20 protein-coding genes and 2 other annotated features (1 of these 22 running past the window's edge) are annotated in these 19,245 nt (G+C 34.5%); of the genes, 15 read left to right on the top strand and 5 right to left on the bottom strand.

The features are described 5' to 3' along the window. Window positions 1–78: a binding site (T-box leader), on the top strand; it begins 151 nt to the left of the window's first position. Between the two features lie 49 nt (window positions 79–127). The 4 genes from CAN42_RS00385 (at window position 128) to CAN42_RS00400 (ending at window position 4,189) form a co-directional block, all read left to right on the top strand. Continuing rightward, window positions 128–1,105, top strand: a complete 978-nt coding sequence (locus CAN42_RS00385; RefSeq protein WP_085875077.1) for an ABC transporter substrate-binding protein — start codon at window positions 128–130, stop codon at window positions 1,103–1,105. A gap of 105 nt (window positions 1,106–1,210) precedes the next feature. Continuing rightward, window positions 1,211–1,443, top strand: a binding site (T-box leader). Window positions 1,444–1,480: 37 nt separating this feature from the next. Next, complete coding sequence (locus tag CAN42_RS00390; protein WP_062570986.1) at window positions 1,481–2,470, top strand: ABC transporter substrate-binding protein; 990 nt, start codon at window positions 1,481–1,483, stop codon at window positions 2,468–2,470. 35 nt (window positions 2,471–2,505) lie between these two features. Next, a complete protein-coding gene (locus CAN42_RS00395; RefSeq protein ID WP_085875078.1) occupies window positions 2,506–3,390 on the top strand; it encodes an ABC transporter permease in 885 nt (294 codons plus the stop codon). Next, window positions 3,377–4,189, top strand: a complete 813-nt coding sequence (locus CAN42_RS00400) for an ABC transporter ATP-binding protein (RefSeq protein ID WP_085875079.1) — start codon at window positions 3,377–3,379, stop codon at window positions 4,187–4,189. The genes CAN42_RS00395 and CAN42_RS00400 overlap by 14 nt, the downstream gene beginning before the upstream one ends. Window positions 4,190–4,317: 128 nt before the next feature. On the opposite strand, the gene CAN42_RS00405 is transcribed toward CAN42_RS00400, so the two are convergent. From CAN42_RS00405 to CAN42_RS00425, 5 genes are all read right to left on the bottom strand, one after another. Next, on the bottom strand, window positions 4,318–5,358 hold the full coding sequence (locus CAN42_RS00405) for a hypothetical protein (protein WP_085875080.1): 1,041 nt from the start codon (window positions 5,356–5,358) through the stop codon (window positions 4,318–4,320). Continuing rightward, window positions 5,348–5,869, bottom strand: a complete 522-nt coding sequence (locus CAN42_RS00410; protein WP_085875081.1) for a sigma-70 family RNA polymerase sigma factor — start codon at window positions 5,867–5,869, stop codon at window positions 5,348–5,350. The genes CAN42_RS00405 and CAN42_RS00410 overlap by 11 nt, the downstream gene beginning before the upstream one ends. A 225-nt stretch (window positions 5,870–6,094) precedes the next feature. Continuing rightward, a complete protein-coding gene (locus tag CAN42_RS00415) occupies window positions 6,095–7,318 on the bottom strand; it encodes an IS110 family RNA-guided transposase (RefSeq protein ID WP_085875082.1) in 1,224 nt (407 codons plus the stop codon). 273 nt (window positions 7,319–7,591) lie between these two features. Further along, complete coding sequence (locus CAN42_RS00420; RefSeq protein ID WP_085875083.1) at window positions 7,592–8,422, bottom strand: ABC transporter permease subunit; 831 nt, start codon at window positions 8,420–8,422, stop codon at window positions 7,592–7,594. Next, window positions 8,412–9,689, bottom strand: a complete 1,278-nt coding sequence (locus tag CAN42_RS00425) for an ATP-binding cassette domain-containing protein (protein ID WP_085875084.1) — start codon at window positions 9,687–9,689, stop codon at window positions 8,412–8,414. Before CAN42_RS00425 ends, CAN42_RS00420 begins: the two co-directional genes overlap by 11 nt. A gap of 359 nt (window positions 9,690–10,048) precedes the next feature. On the opposite strand from CAN42_RS00425, the gene ychF reads away from it, so the two are divergent. From ychF to CAN42_RS00480, 11 genes are all read left to right on the top strand, one after another. Then, window positions 10,049–11,137: a redox-regulated ATPase YchF gene (ychF, locus tag CAN42_RS00430; RefSeq protein WP_085875085.1), complete on the top strand. Its 1,089-nt coding sequence runs from the start codon at window positions 10,049–10,051 to the stop codon at window positions 11,135–11,137. A gap of 26 nt (window positions 11,138–11,163) precedes the next feature. Next, window positions 11,164–11,994, top strand: coding sequence for an HAD-IIB family hydrolase (locus CAN42_RS00435; protein WP_085875086.1), 831 nt, complete (start codon window positions 11,164–11,166; stop codon window positions 11,992–11,994). Then, complete coding sequence (ylqF, locus tag CAN42_RS00440) at window positions 11,995–12,846, top strand: ribosome biogenesis GTPase YlqF (protein WP_085875087.1); 852 nt, start codon at window positions 11,995–11,997, stop codon at window positions 12,844–12,846. Then, entirely contained in the window at window positions 12,833–13,450 is a 618-nt protein-coding gene (locus tag CAN42_RS00445; RefSeq protein WP_062570974.1) for a ribonuclease HII, read from the top strand. Before ylqF ends, CAN42_RS00445 begins: the two co-directional genes overlap by 14 nt. Continuing rightward, on the top strand, window positions 13,444–13,803 hold the full coding sequence (locus tag CAN42_RS00450; RefSeq protein ID WP_085875088.1) for a YraN family protein: 360 nt from the start codon (window positions 13,444–13,446) through the stop codon (window positions 13,801–13,803). Before CAN42_RS00445 ends, CAN42_RS00450 begins: the two co-directional genes overlap by 7 nt. A 126-nt stretch (window positions 13,804–13,929) precedes the next feature. Then, window positions 13,930–14,676 (top strand): Fe-S cluster assembly ATPase SufC, encoded by a 747-nt coding sequence (gene sufC / locus CAN42_RS00455; protein WP_062570972.1) that lies wholly within the window; start codon window positions 13,930–13,932, stop codon window positions 14,674–14,676. A gap of 37 nt (window positions 14,677–14,713) precedes the next feature. Further along, window positions 14,714–16,093, top strand: coding sequence for a Fe-S cluster assembly protein SufB (gene sufB, locus CAN42_RS00460; RefSeq protein WP_062570996.1), 1,380 nt, complete (start codon window positions 14,714–14,716; stop codon window positions 16,091–16,093). 7 nt (window positions 16,094–16,100) lie between these two features. Continuing rightward, window positions 16,101–17,150, top strand: a complete 1,050-nt coding sequence (locus tag CAN42_RS00465) for a SufB/SufD family protein (protein WP_062570971.1) — start codon at window positions 16,101–16,103, stop codon at window positions 17,148–17,150. Next, complete coding sequence (locus tag CAN42_RS00470; RefSeq protein WP_062570970.1) at window positions 17,151–18,392, top strand: aminotransferase class V-fold PLP-dependent enzyme; 1,242 nt, start codon at window positions 17,151–17,153, stop codon at window positions 18,390–18,392. Next, window positions 18,382–18,837: a Fe-S cluster assembly sulfur transfer protein SufU gene (gene sufU / locus CAN42_RS00475; RefSeq protein ID WP_062570969.1), complete on the top strand. Its 456-nt coding sequence runs from the start codon at window positions 18,382–18,384 to the stop codon at window positions 18,835–18,837. Before CAN42_RS00470 ends, sufU begins: the two co-directional genes overlap by 11 nt. Before the next feature lie 11 nt (window positions 18,838–18,848). Beyond that, a complete protein-coding gene (locus tag CAN42_RS00480) occupies window positions 18,849–19,244 on the top strand; it encodes an RrF2 family transcriptional regulator (RefSeq protein WP_062570968.1) in 396 nt (131 codons plus the stop codon). The last annotated feature ends 1 nt before the right edge of the window (window position 19,245 follow it).

A 19,245-nucleotide genomic window follows, 5' to 3' on the forward strand; every position in this document is an offset into this window, starting at 1 on the left:
CTAGAGATTGTTAGATCTTTAAAGAGGAAATATTTTTATTTCGAATTTAGGTGGTACCGCGAATCCTTCGCCCTATATGGGGTGAAGGATTTTTTTATTATTTTAAATAAAATTTTTGGAGGACAAAATGAAAAATTTAAAGAAAATGGTAAAAGTTATTGCTCTAGGTGCCCTTGCACTTTCCCTTGTTGGATGTGCAGGCGATAAGAAGGCAGAAAAAGGAAGTGGAGAAAAAATTAAAGTTGGAGCTATCCAATATATTGAGCACGTGTCCCTTGACAATGCCTTAAAGGGTTTCCAAGACAGACTAAAGGAAGAAGGACTTGATGTAGATGTTGAAGTTGAAAACCTACAAGGAGACCAAGCACTAGCTACAACTGCTCCCAAAAAATTCCAAGGAGATGAATACAAATTAGTTTACGCAATCTCAACACCAGCTGCGCAAGGAGCTAAGACTGCTCTTCCAAATAAAAATATTATTTACTCTGCGGTAACAGATCCAATTGAAGCAGGACTAATTGAATCGCCAGATAAAATTACAAACATCACAGGAGTTAACGATGCAGTTTCTGCAAAGGCCCAACTAGAATCCTTCTTAAAAATTTATCCAAATGTAAAAACTATTGGAACAATTTTCTCAACTAACGAAGTCAACTCAAAGGTACAAGTTGAATCTTTAGAAAAGGCTTGTAATGAACTTGGACTTAAACTTGAAAGCGTGGGAATCAATAACATCAACGACATTGGTCAAGCTCTTTCAACTCTAACAGAAAAGATTGACGCCTACTACGCACTAACTGACAACACAGTTGCATCTGCTGGACCAGTCCTTGCAGAAAATTTATTAAAGCATAAGATCCCATCCCTTTCTGCTGAAGAAGGTCAAGTTGCAAAGGGACTTCTTATGAGTGAAGGTGTAGACTACTACGAACACGGAAGGCAAGCAGGAGAGATGGCAATCAAAATCTTAAAGGGAGAGGACATAAAAAATCTTCACGCAGAAGACAACAAGACTTCAAAGAAAAAAATCAACGGCAAAACTGCTGAAGCTCTTGGACTTGATTTATCTAATGCAAGTCTTAAGGACGCAGAAATTTTAAAATAAAAATCTCACAGAGATAAGAAAAATAAAAATTAAATAAAAATTTGGACGAAATTATAAAAAAGACTTGACTTTGTTCTGCTACTAGATTATACTCATCTTGATTTGAATAAAGCGTTGAAAGAGAAAAAAGAATTTTTAGTGATTTTAAGAGAGTTGCCGGTTGGTGTAAGGCAATACACGGAAATTTAACATACACTCTAAAGCTTATTTGTTGAAGTTAGTAGGCAAGTACGGAAGCCACCGTTATCTTAGGCTAGAGGTTGTTTGACCTTAAAGTGAGGTAATCTTTTAGATTATAAAATCGGGTGGTACCGCGAAGTCAGTCTTTCGTCCCAATGTGGATGAAAGACTTTTTTTATTTTATGGAGGTTTTTTATGAAGTTTAGAAAGTTGTTTGTTTTACTTATGATGTCCCTTGTCCTTGTGGCTTGTGGCAAGACTGAAAATAGTGGAAATGCAAAAGAAGAAAGTTCTGCAGAAAATACTGGGGCAAAAAAAGTTGGTATAATTCAAATTGCCGACCACATAGCACTTGAAAGAGCGAGAAAGGGTTTTGAAGATGAACTTAAAAAGACAAACCCAGATGTAGAAATTATTACAAAGAATGCCAACGGAGACTTAACAGTTGTTCCATCAATTATTAAGTCCTTCCAAGACAAGAAAGTTGATTTGATTTACGCAATTGCTACACCAGCTGCACAAGGAGCAAAGAATGGTGAAAAGGATATTCCAATTGTCTTTAACGCAGTAACAGATCCAGCATCAGCAGACCTAGTTAAGAACTTGGAAGAACCTGAAGGAAATATAACAGGGGTTTCTGATTACTTCTCAATACAAGCTCAACTAGAAGAAATGATTAAGATCTTCCCAAATATTAAAAATGTTGGAGTTATGTTCTCAACAAATGAAGCCAATTCAAAATTCCAAATTGAAGAACTAAAGAAGGCTGCAGAAGGTTTTGGACTTAACGTAGTGGAAGTTGGAGTAAACAATATTAACGACGTATCAACAGCTATAAAGACAATTGAACCAAAGATAGATATCTTTATGGCAATCACAGATAACACAGTTTCATCTGCATCAACAATAATTGCAGAGTCACTAAAGGAAGCAAAAATTCCTTCCTTTGCATCAGAAGAAGGACCAGTTGAAAATGGAATTCTTGTAAGTGCAGGTGTTGACTATGTTGACCTTGGCAAGAAGGCTGCAGGAATGGCAAGTGACATTCTTGGAGGCAAGGCTGTAAAAGATGTTCCTGTTTTATTCTCAAGTGATACAAGCAAGGTTGTTAACAAGAAAACAGCTGAAGCTCTTGGACTAGAAGCAAATAAGAACTTAATGGATAATGCAAAAGTAGTTGAATAGATGAAAAATGATTAAAACAAATTAGGAGGAAAAAGTTGAATTCAGTAATAATGGAATCCATTGTCATGGGACTTATATTTTCCATATTGACAATAGGAGTTGTAATAACCTTTAAAATTTTAGATTTCCCTGACATGTCAGTGGAAGGGACTTTCCCACTGGGGGCCTTTGCCTTTGCCAAGATGCTTACACTTGGTATGAATCCTATTCTTGCTATGGTGGTTTCACTTGTTGCAGGTGGACTTGGAGGCTACATCACATATATTTTATTTAGGAAGTTTAAGATCCAAGCAATCTTGGCTGGAATCTTAACAATGACATTTTTATATTCAGTGAACCTAAGAATTACTGGTACTCCAAATGTTACTTTTTTCGATTATAAGACTCTATTTCAACTTTTTGAAAGCCTTCCTAAGATATTAATCTTGGTGGTAATAACACTTGTTATAAAATTAATTCTTGATTGGTTTTTAAAAACAGAGAAGGGTTACCTTCTTTTGGCAACAGGAGACAATGAAACTCTTGTTAAGTCACTTGGAAAAAATCCAGACAAGTACATTGCAATTGGTCTTGTAATATCCAATGCGCTTGCAGGGCTTGCTGGAGCTTTGATGGCACAGTCCAATGGTTATGCAGACATAACAATGGGACAAGCCATAATCGTATCAGCACTTGCATCAGTTATAATTGGTGATGCCTTCTTAAAAAATGCAAACTTTTTAAATAGGACAACAAGAGCCATAATCGGTGCAATAATTTACAGAATCATCTACGGATTTGCCCTTTACCTTGGACTTGCTCCAAGTGATTTAAAGGGAATAACTGCAATAATCGTAGTATTCTTCATAGTTTACAATAATGTTTCTTCAAAGGGACTATCTGTTTTAAAAGGAAAGAGGGAAGAAAATGCTAAGAATTAAAAATTTATCAAAAACTTTTTACAAGGGTATGGAAGAAGAAAATCAAATTTTTGATAATTTCTCCCTTGATATAGAAGAAAATAAGTGCCTTGCAATTTTAGGGCCTAACGGTTGTGGCAAGTCTACACTTTTTAATATGATTTCAGGTTCACTTAACCCTGATTCAGGAGAAATTATCTTAGGAGATGTGGACATTGCAAAATTATCTGAAGACAAGAGAGCAATAGACATTGGCAAGGTAAACCAAGACCCATCAAAGGGGGTTTGCCAAAGCCTAAATATTTTAGAAAATATGTCTATGGCATTTAAGAAGGGTCACAAGTTTACCTTCAAGAGATTAATCGACAAGAACAACAACGACAAAATTATCGAAAAACTAAAGTCTATTGATCTTGGACTTGAAAACAAATTAAAGACTCAAGTAAAGTTCTTATCAGGTGGACAAAGACAATCACTATCTCTTCTTATGGCAACTGTTAAGAAACCAAAAATACTTTTACTTGATGAGCACACAGCAGCCCTTGACCCAAAGACATCAAAGATAATAATGGATAAGACTAACGACCTTATCAAGAAAGAAAAAATTACAACCCTAATGATTACTCACAACTTAAAAAATGCCATTGACTACTCTGACAGAATCATCATGCTCAACAAGGGTAAAGTTGTCCTAGACATCCTTCCAAGTGAGGTAACAGAAGAAGAATTAAATAGGCTCTACAACGAAAAGATTGAAGAAGAAAATAATGTAGAAGTAACAAGTATGACAAGAGTAAAGCAAGTAGAAAAAATTGCATAAATTTCATAAATAATTGCGTGAAAAAGGAGCCTTACCAAATAGATAAGTCTATTTAGGAAGGCTTCTTTTTATAAAATATAAAAGTCCTATTCAAGAAAGAGTAGGACTTTTTTGCTTAATATAAAATTTTATTTTAAAGTGAGAGTAAACTCGTCACCAATTGCTTGTTCTCCAATAGGCATTTCTTTGTTGCCATAGCTGTGGACTTTCACTCTGTATAATTGGCATTTTAGTGTTTTTATTTCATTTAAAAGTTCATCGGCAGTAACTTTGCTAATGACTGGTGAAAAGTATAGGTTGGATTTATTTTTCTCCGCTTCGTGAGTTTCAAAATATACAAACCTATTTTTAGAATCTCTGGCTTTTATTGAATAAATATATCCATCTTCGGTGTCAGGATAGCTTAGTACAATTTTTTGTGAAGCTGGGCTAGTAGTAAAGCTTTCAATGACAATGTTATTAGTATCTGGAATAGTAAAGTCCTTTGCTATAAGATTTTTATTCATTTTCATTTGAGACATATCTATATTTGTTGAAAGATTAATTTTTTTCTTGTCTCCTAAAAATTTATCGAAGGAAAATTCTAAATTAACTTTGCCTTCTTTTGGCAAGGAGTCTTCCAAAACATATTCAAGTGTATAGACATTTACTTTTTTATTTTCAGGTAAAGTATATCCAGAGCCACTGGAGCCAAGAATTTTATTTTTCTTGCCATTAACTTTAAGTTCAGTTAAGTTAACTTCTCCAGAGAGCATTTTTTCTGAGTCATTTAGACTCAAAATTACAGTGTATAAATTATTATCTTCAATAATAAATTTATCAAAAATATATTTTTTGCCATTTATTTCAAAAGCTTCCTTTAAATTTACGCTGTACTCATCAACTTCCCTTGAAAGTCCCATGGCATCAGATAAAGTAATTTTAAAATTACTTGCTAATTCTCTTGTTTTGGCAAAGACATAGCCACCAGATGTGTAATTTGTTATCCCCAAAACTAATATAAGAGATGCTGCTATTGCCGCCACTCTTTTATTAAATTTGTTTTTCTTGTTTTTTATTTTTAATGATCTCACAGTTCTTTTTAGATTTTCTAATTCAAAATCATTAAGGGGAACTTCTTCATATTCTATTTTCATGTTGTTTAACTCATCATAAATATTATTTTTCATAAAAATTTTCCCTCCATTTTTTTAAAAATTTTCTCCCTCTACTAACTTTTTTGTAGGCATTTGCTGTAGAAATATTTTGTTTAGATGCTGCCTCTTTATAGGAAAGACCATGGATAAAAATATTTTCAAAAAGTTTTTTGTCTTCGTCATTTAAAAGCGAAAGGACTTCTTCTATTTCTAAATTTGAAGATAAATCTGAAACGACGATTTTTGAATCTTCATCTAGTCTAAGGCTTTCAAATTTAATTTCTTTTCTAAGGATATCTATGGCTCTATACTTAGCAACAAGGGCACACCAATTTTTAAAAGTAGACCTACTTGAATCAAAGTATTGAATATTCTGCCATACACTTAAAAGTGCGTCATTCATAGCTTCTTCCCAAAGATTTGGATATTTCCAAAGTGTTTTTGAAATAACTCCCTTTAATATCTTTCCGTAATCTTCGATAAATATGTAGAGGGCATCTTCATCTTTATTTTTTAGCCTTTCTATCAAGTTTTTATTATCCATATTTCCTCCTTCACTAATATATTCGTGATAGAGATTATGATCCTGACAAATTTTTTAAAATTAAAATTTATAAAAAATAATTTTGAGCATAAAAACCTGCTAACAAAAGTCAAGCTTAACCTGAAATTAATTTCAGGTTATTTGATTGTTTGAGTAATTAAATTAGCGCATGGCAAACAAACCGAGTGTAATCAATCGGCTTGCTTTTTAGTGTTATTCTAAATCTTATGCTACTTTTAATTCTTGTTTCTGGGCTTTTGATTCCATAACTCTTGCATAGTAGATTCTTAAGAATTTGTTTAATCCTGCAAATTTACAAACTTTTTTGGCTTTTCCTTCTTTTTCTTTTTTTATCATGTAATTATATATTTCGTTTTCTGGATTTTTCGAACTCATCATACATTTCATGGCTTGATAGCCTACTTTTCTTAGTATTGCATTTCCTCTTTTGCTTATTTTTCTTTGATCTGCTTTAAAGTTTCCTGATTCGTATGGTGGTGCGTCTATTCCTATGAAGGATATTAGGCTTTTTTTATTTTTAAATTTTCTTAGGTCTCCAAGTTCTGCTACTATTTGTACTGCTAATTTTTCTGATATGCCTGAAAATTTTTTTGCTTCTTGATATTCTTCTAGGGGCTCGGATATTTCTATCATTTGTGATAAAATATTTTTTAGAATCTGATTTATTTGTTTTATCAGGTTTATTCCTTCTCTGATATTCGTTTCTATTTTTGAGTTATGGGAAGGTTGTGTTGAGATACTATCTTCTGCTATTTTGTAAATGGCTTTTGCTTTGTTTACATTTGGATGGTATCTCTTTTCTTTTGCCCAAGTTTTGTATTCTTCTACAAATTCTTCTTCTGTGTTTTCTATTATTAGGTCTTTATGCCACCATTTTTCTAGAAAGTCTAATAGTTTGTCTTTTGAAAAGTCTCCTGAATTATGTGGTATTAGTTTTTTTATTCCTGGAAATGTTTGATGTATTGTTTGATCTATGTAGTTCATTTGATTGATTCTTAGATTCATATAATGTTGGTAGTTTCTGTTTAATTCTTTTAGGACTCTGTAGTTCTCTTTATCTATTTTGTATTCTTCTAATTCTTTCCAATACATTAGTCCATATTCTGCTATTTGTTTTGCATCTATCTTGTCATTTTTTGCTTTCCTAAAGTTTAATGCTCTACAGAATTGTTTCATTTTTAATGGATTTATTACTGTTACAAAGTAGCCTCTATCTTTTAATTCATAAAGTATTGGTAGATGATATTTTCCTGTTGCTTCCATTGTTATTTTTATTTCTTCTTTTAATTTTTCTAGTTTCTCTATTAATTTTTCTATTTCTGTTTTGTTTAGAGAAACATCGAAGGGTTTCCAAATTATTTTGCTTCCTTGTTCTAATGCACAAACTGTTATTTTCTCTTTTGATATGTCTATTCCTACAGATATCATATTTTTTCCTTCTTTCTTTTTATTTTGTAGTTTCTACCTGCACCATTACACTCATTTTAGCTTGTGACACGGGCGCTTTGCCCAACCTGCTTAACCGAATATGAATAATGAAAAGGTAGTTGACAGTTTTTATGGCGGATGTTTAAACCCTAAAACAGCCTCGTCATACTACTTCTTCATTATACAAAAATAGTGCAAGATAGGAATTACTTCCTTTCTTACACTATTTATGGTACTAAAAACTATCCTGGTCACCAAGATAGTTTTTTAAAATTAATATTTAAGTTCTTTGTTTGAATAGATTGTGTAAGTTAATACTATCATCAAGATAAAAATCACTGCATTTGCTATTATGCCAAATAGGTTTAGGTTTGCGCTTACAAAACTATAAGGTCTAAAGGCTTCGTTAGGGAAGTAAGTAACTACCATTCCAAAGACGTCGCCAATAACTTTTCCCACAATTGTAAGTAGTACAAGAAGGAATACAAAAAGTGCAGATACTGCATCTTGATGTAGGGCTGACTTAGACATTGAAGAGAAGAAGAATCCTATGGACATAAAGACAAGACCAGAGCCAAGTAGTCCTACGAAAACTTTTACAAGTCCTTCTATAATTTCAAAGCTTGTAACTTGTGGTGTGTCGCTTCCAAGAGAGGAGATTCCAAGCACAAGTCCAAAACTTGCAAGTGCCATAATGATTAAGAAAAAAATATAAATTAAAATATTTGCTGTGAACTTTCCAGTTACAATTTCTGATTTTGAAATTGGGTTTGAATAAATATATTCGATGTTGCCTGAAGATTGTTCCTTTGCAAGGGAGTTAGCTCCAAGTTGCATTGCAAATACAAAAATTAATATTCCAAGATAGTGGTAAACTAGGGCAAGATAGTCGCCGATATTTACTATATCCATGCCTTCATAAAAGCCCAAGATATTTCTTGTTGGTTCGTTAAAACTTTCTAAAACTGAATTAAAGAGCGAATTCATTTGTGACTCTGCAAGGAAGGGATAAAAGGCAAGCATAAGTCCCAGTAAAATTATTAGGACAATTGCCCAAGAAATCATCTTTGCAAAGTTTGATTTAAATTCCATATTAAATATCATCTTTGTCCTCCTTTAGCTTTGTTTCTTCACTTGCATTGAAGATGCCTTCATTAGAGGGTTCAATTACTATTGTGTCAAGAGAAGCCTTTTCTTCTTTAGGAGCTTCAACTTCTTCAGCTGGAGTCACTTGAGGATTTTCTTCTCCAAGGACTGTTTCAGTATAGTCTTCGTCAACAAAAAGATTTGTCTTTGTATTGTGGACCTTATCTTTTTCCATATCAGCTTCATCTATGCCTTCAACACTATTGAAGTTCTTATCAGCTTGGTCCAGCTTAATAGTGGAATCACTTACTCCATTAATAGTATCTGCTTCTATAGTAGAAGTTTCTTCTAGCTTGATGTCCTTAGATTCAGTAGGAGCTTCAGTCTTTCTTCTTGGGAGTTTAGCATTTTCTCCCTTGAAGTAAGCTTCAACCTTGTCACTTAACTCAGCGTCTTCAAGGACATAATTTTCTAGGCCTTCTTCATAGATAACTTTTGAAAGTTCTGGTAGATGACCATCGAAGTAAAGGATGGTTTCATCTTCTTCGTCCTTGATAATTCTTGCTCCAATGGAAGTAAAGTAATTTAGATTGCCCCTATAGGAATCAATTTTTAGGACCTTATCTCCAGCTGCCTTGACATTGTTGTACTCAATGTCTTGAACCCTACCGTCAGATAGGTAGGCAATACGAGAAGAATATTTTTTTGCCTCTCTTAGCGATTCAGATAGGAGTAAAACTGTTAGGTTTTCTTGCTCATTTAACTTCTTTATATGAGAGAAGAGTCTATCAATGTCCTTGTCATCTAAAAACTTAGAAGGATTATCTAGGATTAAAAGTCTTGGCTTAATAACTAGGGCGTTAATAATAGCTAAGAGTTTTCTTTCCCTATCTCTCAAGTCACAAACCCTTAAGTTTGAATTAAATTCAAAATAATCACAGAGGATGTCAATGTCTTCTGTGTTAGATAGGTTGTGGGCGTTAAGTGTCTTTTTTAATAGTGCGAAGGACTTGATCTTTGAGTAGAAGATCATATCTTCTGGCACAAGGGACACGCTTTCTTTTATTTCTTTTGATTCTTTAAATGAATCCATATCATAAACTCTAATAGATCCACTATTAGCTTTTAAAAATCCCATTATAATTCTTGCAAGAGTAGTCTTTCCAGATTTTTCAGTTCCAAGTAGGGAGAAAAATTCTCCATCTAGGATTTCAAGATTTAATTTTTGTAAAACTTTATCTTTACCCTTGCCCTTTGTCAAGTCATTTATGACGATGGCACTCATACTATTCACCTCTTTAATAATTGATAAATTAATTATACAATAAAAAATATTTAAATAAAAGATTAGTAAGCCCATCTTAGCTAAATAATAGAAAAGATTAGATGGAAGTCATTTTAAATTTTATTTTTTGTAGCTTAATTAAGTTTGTAAGCATAGTAAAAATTTATGGCCTCATAGAAAGCTATGAATTAATAAAAAATTATAGCTTTTTAAAAAATTACAACTTTATAAAAAATTACAACTTTAGAAAAACTTAGGACTTTATAAAAATTTTACAAGTTAAGCCACAAGACTAATTAAAATAAAATGACTAAAAAAGTGGCTTGTGATATAATTTTACTTTGAATGGAGGTTTTTAAATGAAACTTGGAATCGTGGGACTACCAAACGTAGGTAAGTCTACTTTATTTAATGCCCTAACAAGTGCTGGTGCAGAAGCTGCAAACTATCCCTTTGCAACTATTGAGCCTAACGTTGGGGTTGTAAACGTGCCAGATGAAAGACTAGAAGTTCTTTCAAAACTAAATAACTCACAAAGAATTGTCTACACTAATATAGAATTTTATGATATTGCTGGGCTTGTTAAGGGAGCCAGCAAGGGCGAAGGACTTGGCAACCAATTTTTATCAAATATCCGTGAAGTTGATGCCATTGTCCACGTTGTAAGATGTTTTGACGACGAGAACATTATTCACGTTGATGGATCCGTTGATCCCTTGCGTGACATTGAAAATATAAACCTAGAATTAATATTTTCTGACCTTGAACAAGTTGATAATAGGTATGGAAAGGTTGCAAAAAAAGCAAGGGCTGAAAAGAATCTTGCAAAAGAAAGAGACCTTTTAGAAAAAATTAAGACTGCCCTTGAAGAAGGAAGGTCTGCAAGAGAAGTTGAACTTGATGACGAAGAAAAGAAAATTATCAAGAACTACTCTCTACTTAGTGCAAAACCTGTTATCTATGTTTGTAACGTTGCAGAAGATGAACTCACTAAGGATGACAATAAGTATGTGAAGGCAGTTAAGGAATATGCAGAAAAAACCGGCGACGAAGTTGTAGTTATCTCTGCAGAAATTGAATCAGAAATAGCTGCCCTTGATGAAGATGAAAAGGAACTATTCTTAGAAGAACTTGGTCTTGACTCATCAGGTCTTGATAAGTTAATTAAGTCAAGCTACAAACTCCTTGGACTAATTTCCTTTATCACAACTGGAGAAATGGAAACTAGGGCTTGGACTGTTAAAAGAGGGTCTAAGGCACCAGTTGCTGCTGGAAAAATTCACACAGATATGGAAAGAGGATTTATTAAGGCAGACACAATCTCCTACCAAGACCTTGTGGACTCTGGGTCTATGGCAAATGCTAGGGAAAAGGGACTTATTAGAAGTGAAGGAAAGGACTATGTCGTTGAAGATGGCGACGTTATCGTCTTTAAGTTTAACGTATAATTAAGTTGAAGAAAAAAAGGTGATTTATGATTAAAATGCTTTCAATGGACCTAGATGAAACTCTTTTATCAACTGATAAGCTGATGACAGAATCCTTTAGGCCCTTTGTCGAAAAATTAAAAGCTAATAATATTATTCCCGTGGTTGCAACTGGAAGAGAATTCTACACTGCTCACAGATTTGTGGGCGAAGATCTTGAGATAGATTTAATTTGCAACAATGGAAATATTATTAAGAATAACAAAACTGGAAAACTTGAATTTGTAAATCCCATGTCACAGGAAGATGTAGATTTAATTATGTCCTTTGACAATAATGACAAGATCTACTCAACAATTCATGTTGAGAGAGAAGATGGGATTGACCTCATATTCAAGAAAAAGAATTTTGATTCTCTAGAAGGTACTTACGTAGATGCCTTTAGGGGAAGGAATCTTGGACTTGATAACTTTAATGACTTCGAAGGTCATCCTCTTTCAATTGTCTTTGCAGGTAGTCATGATGACTTAGTTGAACTTAGAAGGAATATAAAGGCTGGCATTGGAGATGACAAGTTCAACTTCCATCTTATGAAGATAAAGAGACAGCCTAAGTGGATGTTGGAAATCCTTCAAAAGAATGGAGACAAGTTTTTTGGCGTAAAGAAGTATGCAGAAAATAGGAATATAAAACTAGAAGAAGTTGCAGCCATAGGCGATGACTCCAACGATAAGATGCTTGTAGAAAATGTTGGACTTGGTTTTGCTATGATAAATGCTGTTGATGTCTTAAAGGAAGTTGCCGATGTGGTTTCTGACTATGACAACAACCACGATGGTGCTATAAAGATTTTAGATAAGGTTTTGTTTGGTGATTAAATGAATATTAACTGGTACCCTGGTCACATGAAGAAGACCATAGAGGATATTGAGAAGAAGTTAAAGCTCGTTGATTTTGTAATAGAAATTATAGATTCCAGAATCCCCTTCTCAAGTAGAAATCCTCTCTTTGATGACCTCTTTAAAAACAAAAAAAGACTTCTTATTTTTAACAAGTCAGACCTATCTGATCCTAAGTTAAATGACCTTTGGATGAATAGACTAACTGATGAGAACAACTTTGCCATCTCCTACAATGCAATGAAACCTAACGTTGGTCTTGTTGTAAATAAGTCAGAGGAACTTATGGCAGAAGAGATAAAAAAATTTGAAGACAAGGGTCTTAACAAGGGACCCCTTCGTGCTATGATTGTTGGTATTCCCAACTCAGGCAAGTCAACTTTTATAAATTCAATATCAGGCACAAGGTCAGCCAAGACTGGAAACAGACCAGGAGTTACCAAGGTCAACCAGTGGATAAAGATTCATCCCAAGCTCCACCTTCTTGACACGCCAGGAGTTCTTTGGCCAAAGTTTGAAGATAAGGTGGGACTTAACCTTGCCTTTACTGGTGCTATAAAAGATGAAATTATGGACAGGGAAACTCTTGCCTTGAGACTAATAGAAAAGTTAAAGGAAATTGCTCCTTCTTCCTTAGAAGAAAGATATAAACTTTCTAACATTTATGATATGAGTGGAGTAGAAATTATGGATGAAATTGGAAGCAAGAGGGGGGCCCTAATGCGTGGAGGCTACATTGATTATGAAAAAGTTTCTGGCATTATCCTAGATGAATTTAGGAAAGGAATCCTTGGTAGGATTACATTGGAGGTTCCTGATGAGTTTTTATAATTTCGAAGAAGAATACTATGAAAAGGGCTACAAAAAAATTTGCGGCATAGATGAAGTTGGCAGGGGCTGTCTCTTTGGTGATGTAGTTTCCTGCGCAGTAATTATGCCAAGGGGAGAATACATTGAGGGCGTCAATGACTCCAAAAAATTATCTCCCAAGAAGAGAGAGAGTCTTTACTTAAAAATTTTGGATTCTGCCATAGCAGTGGGAATTGGCAGGGCAAGTGCTGACATAATTGACAAGGTAAATATTAGGATGGCAACCCACATCTCCATGATCAATGCTCTTGAAAACTTAAGAGATAGTGAAAATAATAAAATCGAAGCTGACTGCGTTCTTATTGATGCAGAAACTATTGAAACAGGAATTTTTCAAAAGGGAATAATCAAGGGCGACGAGTCCTGCTACTCTATTGCTTGTGCATCTATTGTTGCAAAGGTCTATAGGGACAATCTCTGCAAGAAGTGGGCAGAAGAATATCCCCAATATGGACTTGAAAAGCACAAGGGCTACGCAACAAAATATCATAGAGAAGCTCTAAAGGCTTACGGTCCAAGTGACATGCATAGAAGGACTTTTTTAAAGAATATAAAATCATGGTAGGACATAATTTATTTTTCGGAAACCGTGGGGAGGATATTGCCACAAAATTTTTAAAGGACAAGGGTTATATAATATTAGACAGAAATTATCGTGCCCTTGGAACTGAAATAGATATTATTGCACGTGACAAGGATGAACTTGTCTTTGTAGAAGTTAAGTCACGTAACTCGAGAAAGTATGGAGATGCTTACGAGGCTGTGACAGAATACAAGATGCAAAATATTATTCAAACAGCTACGGCTTACATTATGGCAAAGGGACTCTATGATATTATGGTTCGCTTTGACATAATCGAAATTTATTTTAACGAGAAGGAAATCAATCACATAGAGTCGGCATTTATGCTTTCGTAAAACTAGGTTAAGCCTAGTTTTTTTATTTGCAATAATTACTTGCTTATTAAAAAACTTGTGTTATTATAGTTAATAGAAAAAAACATAGTAATTTTGTATGAATTATTTTTAATAAATGGAGGAAGTATGACAGAGTTATTGAGAATAGAAAATTTAAGTGCAGGCGTAGAGGATAAACAAATTTTAAAAAATATAAATTTGAAAATTAATTACGGTGAAGTTCACGTAATCATGGGACCAAATGGTTCTGGTAAGTCTACACTTGCCAATGTAATCATGGACAATCCTGTTTACACTGTTACAAGCGGAAAGATCTTCTTAGATGGAGAAGACATAACAGACCTTACTACAGACAAGAGAGCAAACAAGGGACTATTTATGTCCTTCCAAACTCCAGAAGAAGTTCCAGGAATTTCTGTAGAAAACTTTATTAGGACTGCAAAGTCTTTAAAGGAAGACAAACAAATTTCAATTTTAAAATTTAAAAAAGAAATTAAGAAGGAAATGGAAGAATTAAAAATGGATTCTTCTTACGCAGAAAGATATTTAAACGTAGGCTTCTCTGGAGGAGAAAAAAAGAAAAATGAAATTCTTCAAATGTTAATGTTAAAGCCTAAGCTTGCTATTCTTGACGAAACAGACTCAGGTCTTGATGTTGATGCAACAAGAATTGTATCAAGGGGTATTGAAAAATATTTAAACAAGGACAATGCTGTTTTAATTATCACTCACCACAAGGAGTTAATCGACAACATTAAGCCTGACTTTGTTCACGTTGTATTAGATGGTGAAATTGTAAAAGAAGGAGACGCTTCTCTAATCGATAAAATCGAAAAAGATGGATTTAACTGGATAAGAGAAGAGGTGAAATAATTTGGTTAAGAAGGTAGAAAAAACTTATGTAGAAGACATGGACCGTGGTGTCTATGACATTAAAAATAAATTTACATTTAGATCAAAGACTGAGAAGGGACTTACAGAAGAAATTGTAAGACAAATTTCTGCTGAAAAGGACGAACCAGAATGGATGCTTGAAAGTAGGCTTAAGGCACTTAAGATCTTTAATGAAAAAGAAAATCCAAAATGGGGTCCAGACCTTTCTGAAGTTGATATGGATAAAATCACAACTTATATAAGACCAGATGCAGATATGTCTGACGACTGGAAGAATGTACCTGAAGAAATTAGGGACACCTTTGACAAGCTTGGAATACCTGAAGCAGAAAAGGAATCTATGCTTTCTGGTGTTGGAGCTCAATACGACTCTGAAGTAGTTTACCACTCCATCCAAAAACATCTTTCAGACCAAGGTGTAATTTATACAGACTTTGAAACAGGACTTAAAAAATATCCTGAAATCGTAAAAAAATATTTTAGCAAGTGTATAACACCTAAGCTTCACAAGTATGCAGCTCTTCACTATGCTGTATGGTCTGGTGGATCCTTTGTATATGTGCCAAAGGGAGTAAATGTAGATATACCTCTACAATCTTACTTTAGACTTAATGCACCAGGTGCAGGACAATTTGAACACACCTTAATTATTATAGAAGATGGAGCCTACTGCCACTTCATAGAAGGTTGCTCTGCTCCTAAGTACAATGTCATAAACCTACACGCAGGTGCAGTTGAACTTTTTGTTGGAGAAGGGGCAACTCTTAGGTACTCAACAATAGAAAACTGGTCAAGAAATATGTACAACCTCAACACTAAGAAGGCAATCGTAGAAAAAAATGGAAAGATCGAATGGGTTTCAGGATCCTTTGGTTCAAAAGTTTCTATGCTTTACCCATCATCAATCCTTGTGGGAGAAAATGCATCTAGTGAATTCACTGGTATCTCCTTTGCAGGTGAGGGACAAAATCTTGACACAGGAGCACAAGTTGTTCACGCAGCACCACACACTACTTCAACTATAAACACAAAATCAATTTCAAAATCTGGTGGGATTGCAATTTACAGGGGGCTTGTTGAAATAAAAGAAAATGCTGTTGGTGCAAAGAACGCAACATCTTGTGAGTCCTTGATGCTTGATAGCAAGTCAAGGTCAGATACAATTCCTACAATAAAAATTGAAAACAATAATATTGATATTGGACACGAAGCAAAAATCGGAAGGATTAGCGATTCAGTTATCTTCTACCTAATGTCCAGGGGTATCTCTGAACAAGAGGCCAAGGAAATGGTAGTAAGAGGTTTTGCTGAGCCAATAGCTAAGGAACTTCCTATGGAATACGCAGTTGAGATGAATAACTTAATAAATCTTGAACTTGTTGGATCAATTGGGTAGGTGAAAGATGAATAAATTAATAGGAAATGAAATAGCCTTTAAGACTTTTGACTTCTTAAGGGTTAATGAAACAGAAATAGAAATTCCACAAATTAAAGGGATTTCATATAGAGAAGTAGGAGAAGATAATCCAGGAGAAATTTCTGAATTTGAAAATTTTAAGTACGGCATATCAGATGATGTCTTAGATTTAAATAGGAAATACCTAAATTATTATAAGTCCCACACAAGTGGAGAAGGAAAGGCAGTAGAAAACTTCAAGTTATTTGAACTTGACGATGAATATTCTGAGCTCTTTGACCTTCACCACATAGTTGCAGAAAAAGATTCAAAATTAAAAGTTGTCCTTGACTACACATCTTGTGGCAGCAGTGAAAAATTTAGGAATACTGTTATCAAAGTCCTTGCAAAAGAAAACTCAGAAGTTGAAGTTTTTGTAATAGCGAGAGATGATGACAAGTCCCTAGTGCTTGAATCAATTGGAGTTTATACAGAAAATCATGCAAAAGTTAGCGTACACCAATATGAACTTGGTTCCGCTAGACTTTACACAAACTACAAGTGCGAATTAATTGGCGAATATTCAGAGGGACTTGTTAATTCAATTTACTTTGGTCAAAAAGACGAGTACCTCAATATGAACTTTGACATGATTCACAAGGGTAGAAAGACTGAGTCAGACATCCTAGTTAACGGTGCCTTAAAGGGAAGGTCATCAAAGAACTTTAAGTCAAATCTTCAATTTATAGAAGGCGCCAAGGGTGCAGAGGGTTCTGAAGAAGAATATTCAATCCTACTTGATGACACAGTTCACTCAATCTCAGTACCCCTAATGCTTGCTCACGAAGATGACGTTGTTGGTAACCACGCATCAAGTTCAGGTAAGCTTGATAGCAACCAAATTTTTTATCTAATGTCTAGGGGCATAAGCTTTGATGAAGCAGAAGCTCTAATAGTTGAGTCCAAATTTTCTGGAGCTATTGATGCTCTTGGCGATGAAAAGCTAAAGGAAGAAGTTTGGAAATCAGTTAGAGAAATTATAAAGAGAGGAAATTAAATGTTTACTAAAAACGAAATAGAAGAAATTAGAAAAGAGTTTCCCTTTTTAAATTTGAAACCCAATGGAAAGCAAATAGTTTATTTTGACAACGGTGCAACAACACAAAAACCAAGAGAAATTATTGACAATATAAAAAACTTTTACGAATGCGAAAATGGAAATCCTCACAGGGGAGCCCATTATCTTGCAATGAAGTCAACAGAAGTTTACGAAGATGCAAGACAAAAGATAGCAGACTTTATAGGAGCAAGGAAGGCATCAGAAGTTGTATTTCTTAGAAATGCAACTGAAGCCTTAAACCTTCTTGCTTATTCCTATGGGCTAAACAATTTAAAAGAAGGCGATGAAATTGTGATTTCAATTATGGAACACCATTCCAACCTTGTGCCTTGGCAAGAAGTTTGCAAGAAAACTGGAGCAAAGTTAAAGTTTTTATATCTTGACCATGATATGCAAATTCCTTTTTCTGAAATCGAAGAAAAAGTTACTAAGAATACAAAACTTATTTCTATCACAGGAGCATCTAACGTTGTTGGAACAAATCCTGACATAGAAAAAATTGTAAAGTATGCAAGAGAAAATTCAGACGCAAAGATCATTCTTGATGGGGCACAATTAGTTCCCCATAGGAAGGTCAATGTAAGTGAACTTGATGTTGACTTTATGGCATTTTCTGGTCACAAGATGTATTCTGCCTTGGGAATTGGTGTACTTTATGGAAAAGAAGAACTCTTAAACAAGATGGATGTCTTCCTTACTGGTGGCGATATGATTGAATATGTCTATGAAGACCACACAACTTTCTTAGATGCGCCACAAAGGTTTGAAGCAGGAACTACCAATGTTGAAGGAGCAGTTAATCTTGCAGCAGCCATTGACTTTATAAACAAATATGGAATGGAAAAAATTGACGAGTACGAAAGATTTTTAACTGACTACTGTTACTACAAGCTTAAAAAACTAAATTATCTTGATGTCTACACAACAAGTGACAAGAACAGGGCACCAGTAATTTCTTTCAACTTTAAAGAAGCTCATCCTCACGATGTTGCATCAATTCTTGACACTTATGGCATTGCCATAAGATCAGGTCACCACTGTGCCCAACCACTACACAGGTACTTGGGTTCAAATTTCTCTTGTAGGGCAAGTTTTGCAATCTACAACACAGTGGAAGAAATTGATTATTTCGTTGAACATCTTGAAGATGTAAGGAGGATTTTAGGAATTGAATCTTGATAATATTTACACAGAATTAATCTTAGAGCACTCTAGGAACAAACACAACAGAAGAGAACTAGAAGACTACACAAAAAAAGAGCTTGGTCACAATCCAAGTTGTGGAGATGAAATCACTCTTGAAGTTAAGATTAAAGATGACATTATAGAAGATATATCCTACACAGGTCACGGATGTGCCATCTCTCAAGCGTCAACTTCAATTATGTGTGACAATGTAAAGGGCATAAAAGTTGAAGAAGCTATTGAAAGAGCAAATAAGTTTATTGGAATGGTAAAGGGAGAGATTGATGACCCAGACGAGTTAGAAGATCTTGACGATGCCGTTGCCTTTGAATCTATTTCAACTCTACCTGCAAGAGTAAAGTGTGCAGTCCTATCATGGTACACATTAAAAAATATGCTAGAAAATAATAAAGATAAGGGATCTTTTAATCCATTATAAGAGGTGACTAGATGAAATTATCTACAAAGGGTCGTTACGGTCTAATGGCAATGTATAACTTAAAGGAAAATATGGGCAAGGGTCCCATAGCCTTAAAGGATATAGCAAGAGATGAAAATCTTTCCGAATCTTATTTAGAACAACTCTTCACCCTTCTTAGGAAGGCAGACCTTGTCAAATCAATTAGGGGTGCAGGTGGAGGTTATGTATTAGCAAGAGACCCACAAAATATAGCAATTGGAGAAATTATAAATGCCCTCGAGGGAGATATTTCTCTTTCCTGTTGCGACCTTGGGAAAAATGTAGCTTGTGGCAAGCAAGCTGATTGCGCAACAAGGGATATCTTATCTAAACTTCAAGGTCGAATTGAAGGGGTCATGGAGTCTATGACCCTAGCAGATATGTGAG

It is taken from the genome of Peptoniphilus vaginalis (assembly GCF_900176605.1).
GTDB classification, from domain to species: Bacteria; Bacillota; Clostridia; order Tissierellales; family Peptoniphilaceae; genus Peptoniphilus_A; species Peptoniphilus_A vaginalis.

Excerpts from the sequence above, each read along its gene's own strand:
- CAN42_RS00385 (WP_085875077.1), top strand. The coding sequence starts at position 128 with ATGAAAAATTTAAAGAAAATGGTAAAAGTTATTGCTCTAGGTGCCCTT.
- CAN42_RS00390 (WP_062570986.1), top strand. The coding sequence starts at position 1,481 with ATGAAGTTTAGAAAGTTGTTTGTTTTACTTATGATGTCCCTTGTCCTT.
- CAN42_RS00400 (WP_085875079.1), top strand. The coding sequence starts at position 3,377 with ATGCTAAGAATTAAAAATTTATCAAAAACTTTTTACAAGGGTATGGAA.
- CAN42_RS00405 (WP_085875080.1), bottom strand. The coding sequence starts at position 5,358 with ATGAAAAATAATATTTATGATGAGTTAAACAACATGAAAATAGAATAT.
- CAN42_RS00410 (WP_085875081.1), bottom strand. The coding sequence starts at position 5,869 with ATGGATAATAAAAACTTGATAGAAAGGCTAAAAAATAAAGATGAAGAT.
- CAN42_RS00415 (WP_085875082.1), bottom strand. The coding sequence starts at position 7,318 with ATGATATCTGTAGGAATAGACATATCAAAAGAGAAAATAACAGTTTGT.
- CAN42_RS00420 (WP_085875083.1), bottom strand. The coding sequence starts at position 8,422 with ATGATATTTAATATGGAATTTAAATCAAACTTTGCAAAGATGATTTCT.
- CAN42_RS00425 (WP_085875084.1), bottom strand. The coding sequence starts at position 9,689 with ATGAGTGCCATCGTCATAAATGACTTGACAAAGGGCAAGGGTAAAGAT.
- ychF (WP_085875085.1), top strand. The coding sequence starts at position 10,049 with ATGAAACTTGGAATCGTGGGACTACCAAACGTAGGTAAGTCTACTTTA.
- CAN42_RS00435 (WP_085875086.1), top strand. The coding sequence starts at position 11,164 with ATGATTAAAATGCTTTCAATGGACCTAGATGAAACTCTTTTATCAACT.
- ylqF (WP_085875087.1), top strand. The coding sequence starts at position 11,995 with ATGAATATTAACTGGTACCCTGGTCACATGAAGAAGACCATAGAGGAT.
- CAN42_RS00445 (WP_062570974.1), top strand. The coding sequence starts at position 12,833 with ATGAGTTTTTATAATTTCGAAGAAGAATACTATGAAAAGGGCTACAAA.
- CAN42_RS00450 (WP_085875088.1), top strand. The coding sequence starts at position 13,444 with ATGGTAGGACATAATTTATTTTTCGGAAACCGTGGGGAGGATATTGCC.
- sufC (WP_062570972.1), top strand. The coding sequence starts at position 13,930 with ATGACAGAGTTATTGAGAATAGAAAATTTAAGTGCAGGCGTAGAGGAT.
- sufB (WP_062570996.1), top strand. The coding sequence starts at position 14,714 with ATGGACCGTGGTGTCTATGACATTAAAAATAAATTTACATTTAGATCA.
- CAN42_RS00465 (WP_062570971.1), top strand. The coding sequence starts at position 16,101 with ATGAATAAATTAATAGGAAATGAAATAGCCTTTAAGACTTTTGACTTC.
- CAN42_RS00470 (WP_062570970.1), top strand. The coding sequence starts at position 17,151 with ATGTTTACTAAAAACGAAATAGAAGAAATTAGAAAAGAGTTTCCCTTT.
- CAN42_RS00480 (WP_062570968.1), top strand. The coding sequence starts at position 18,849 with ATGAAATTATCTACAAAGGGTCGTTACGGTCTAATGGCAATGTATAAC.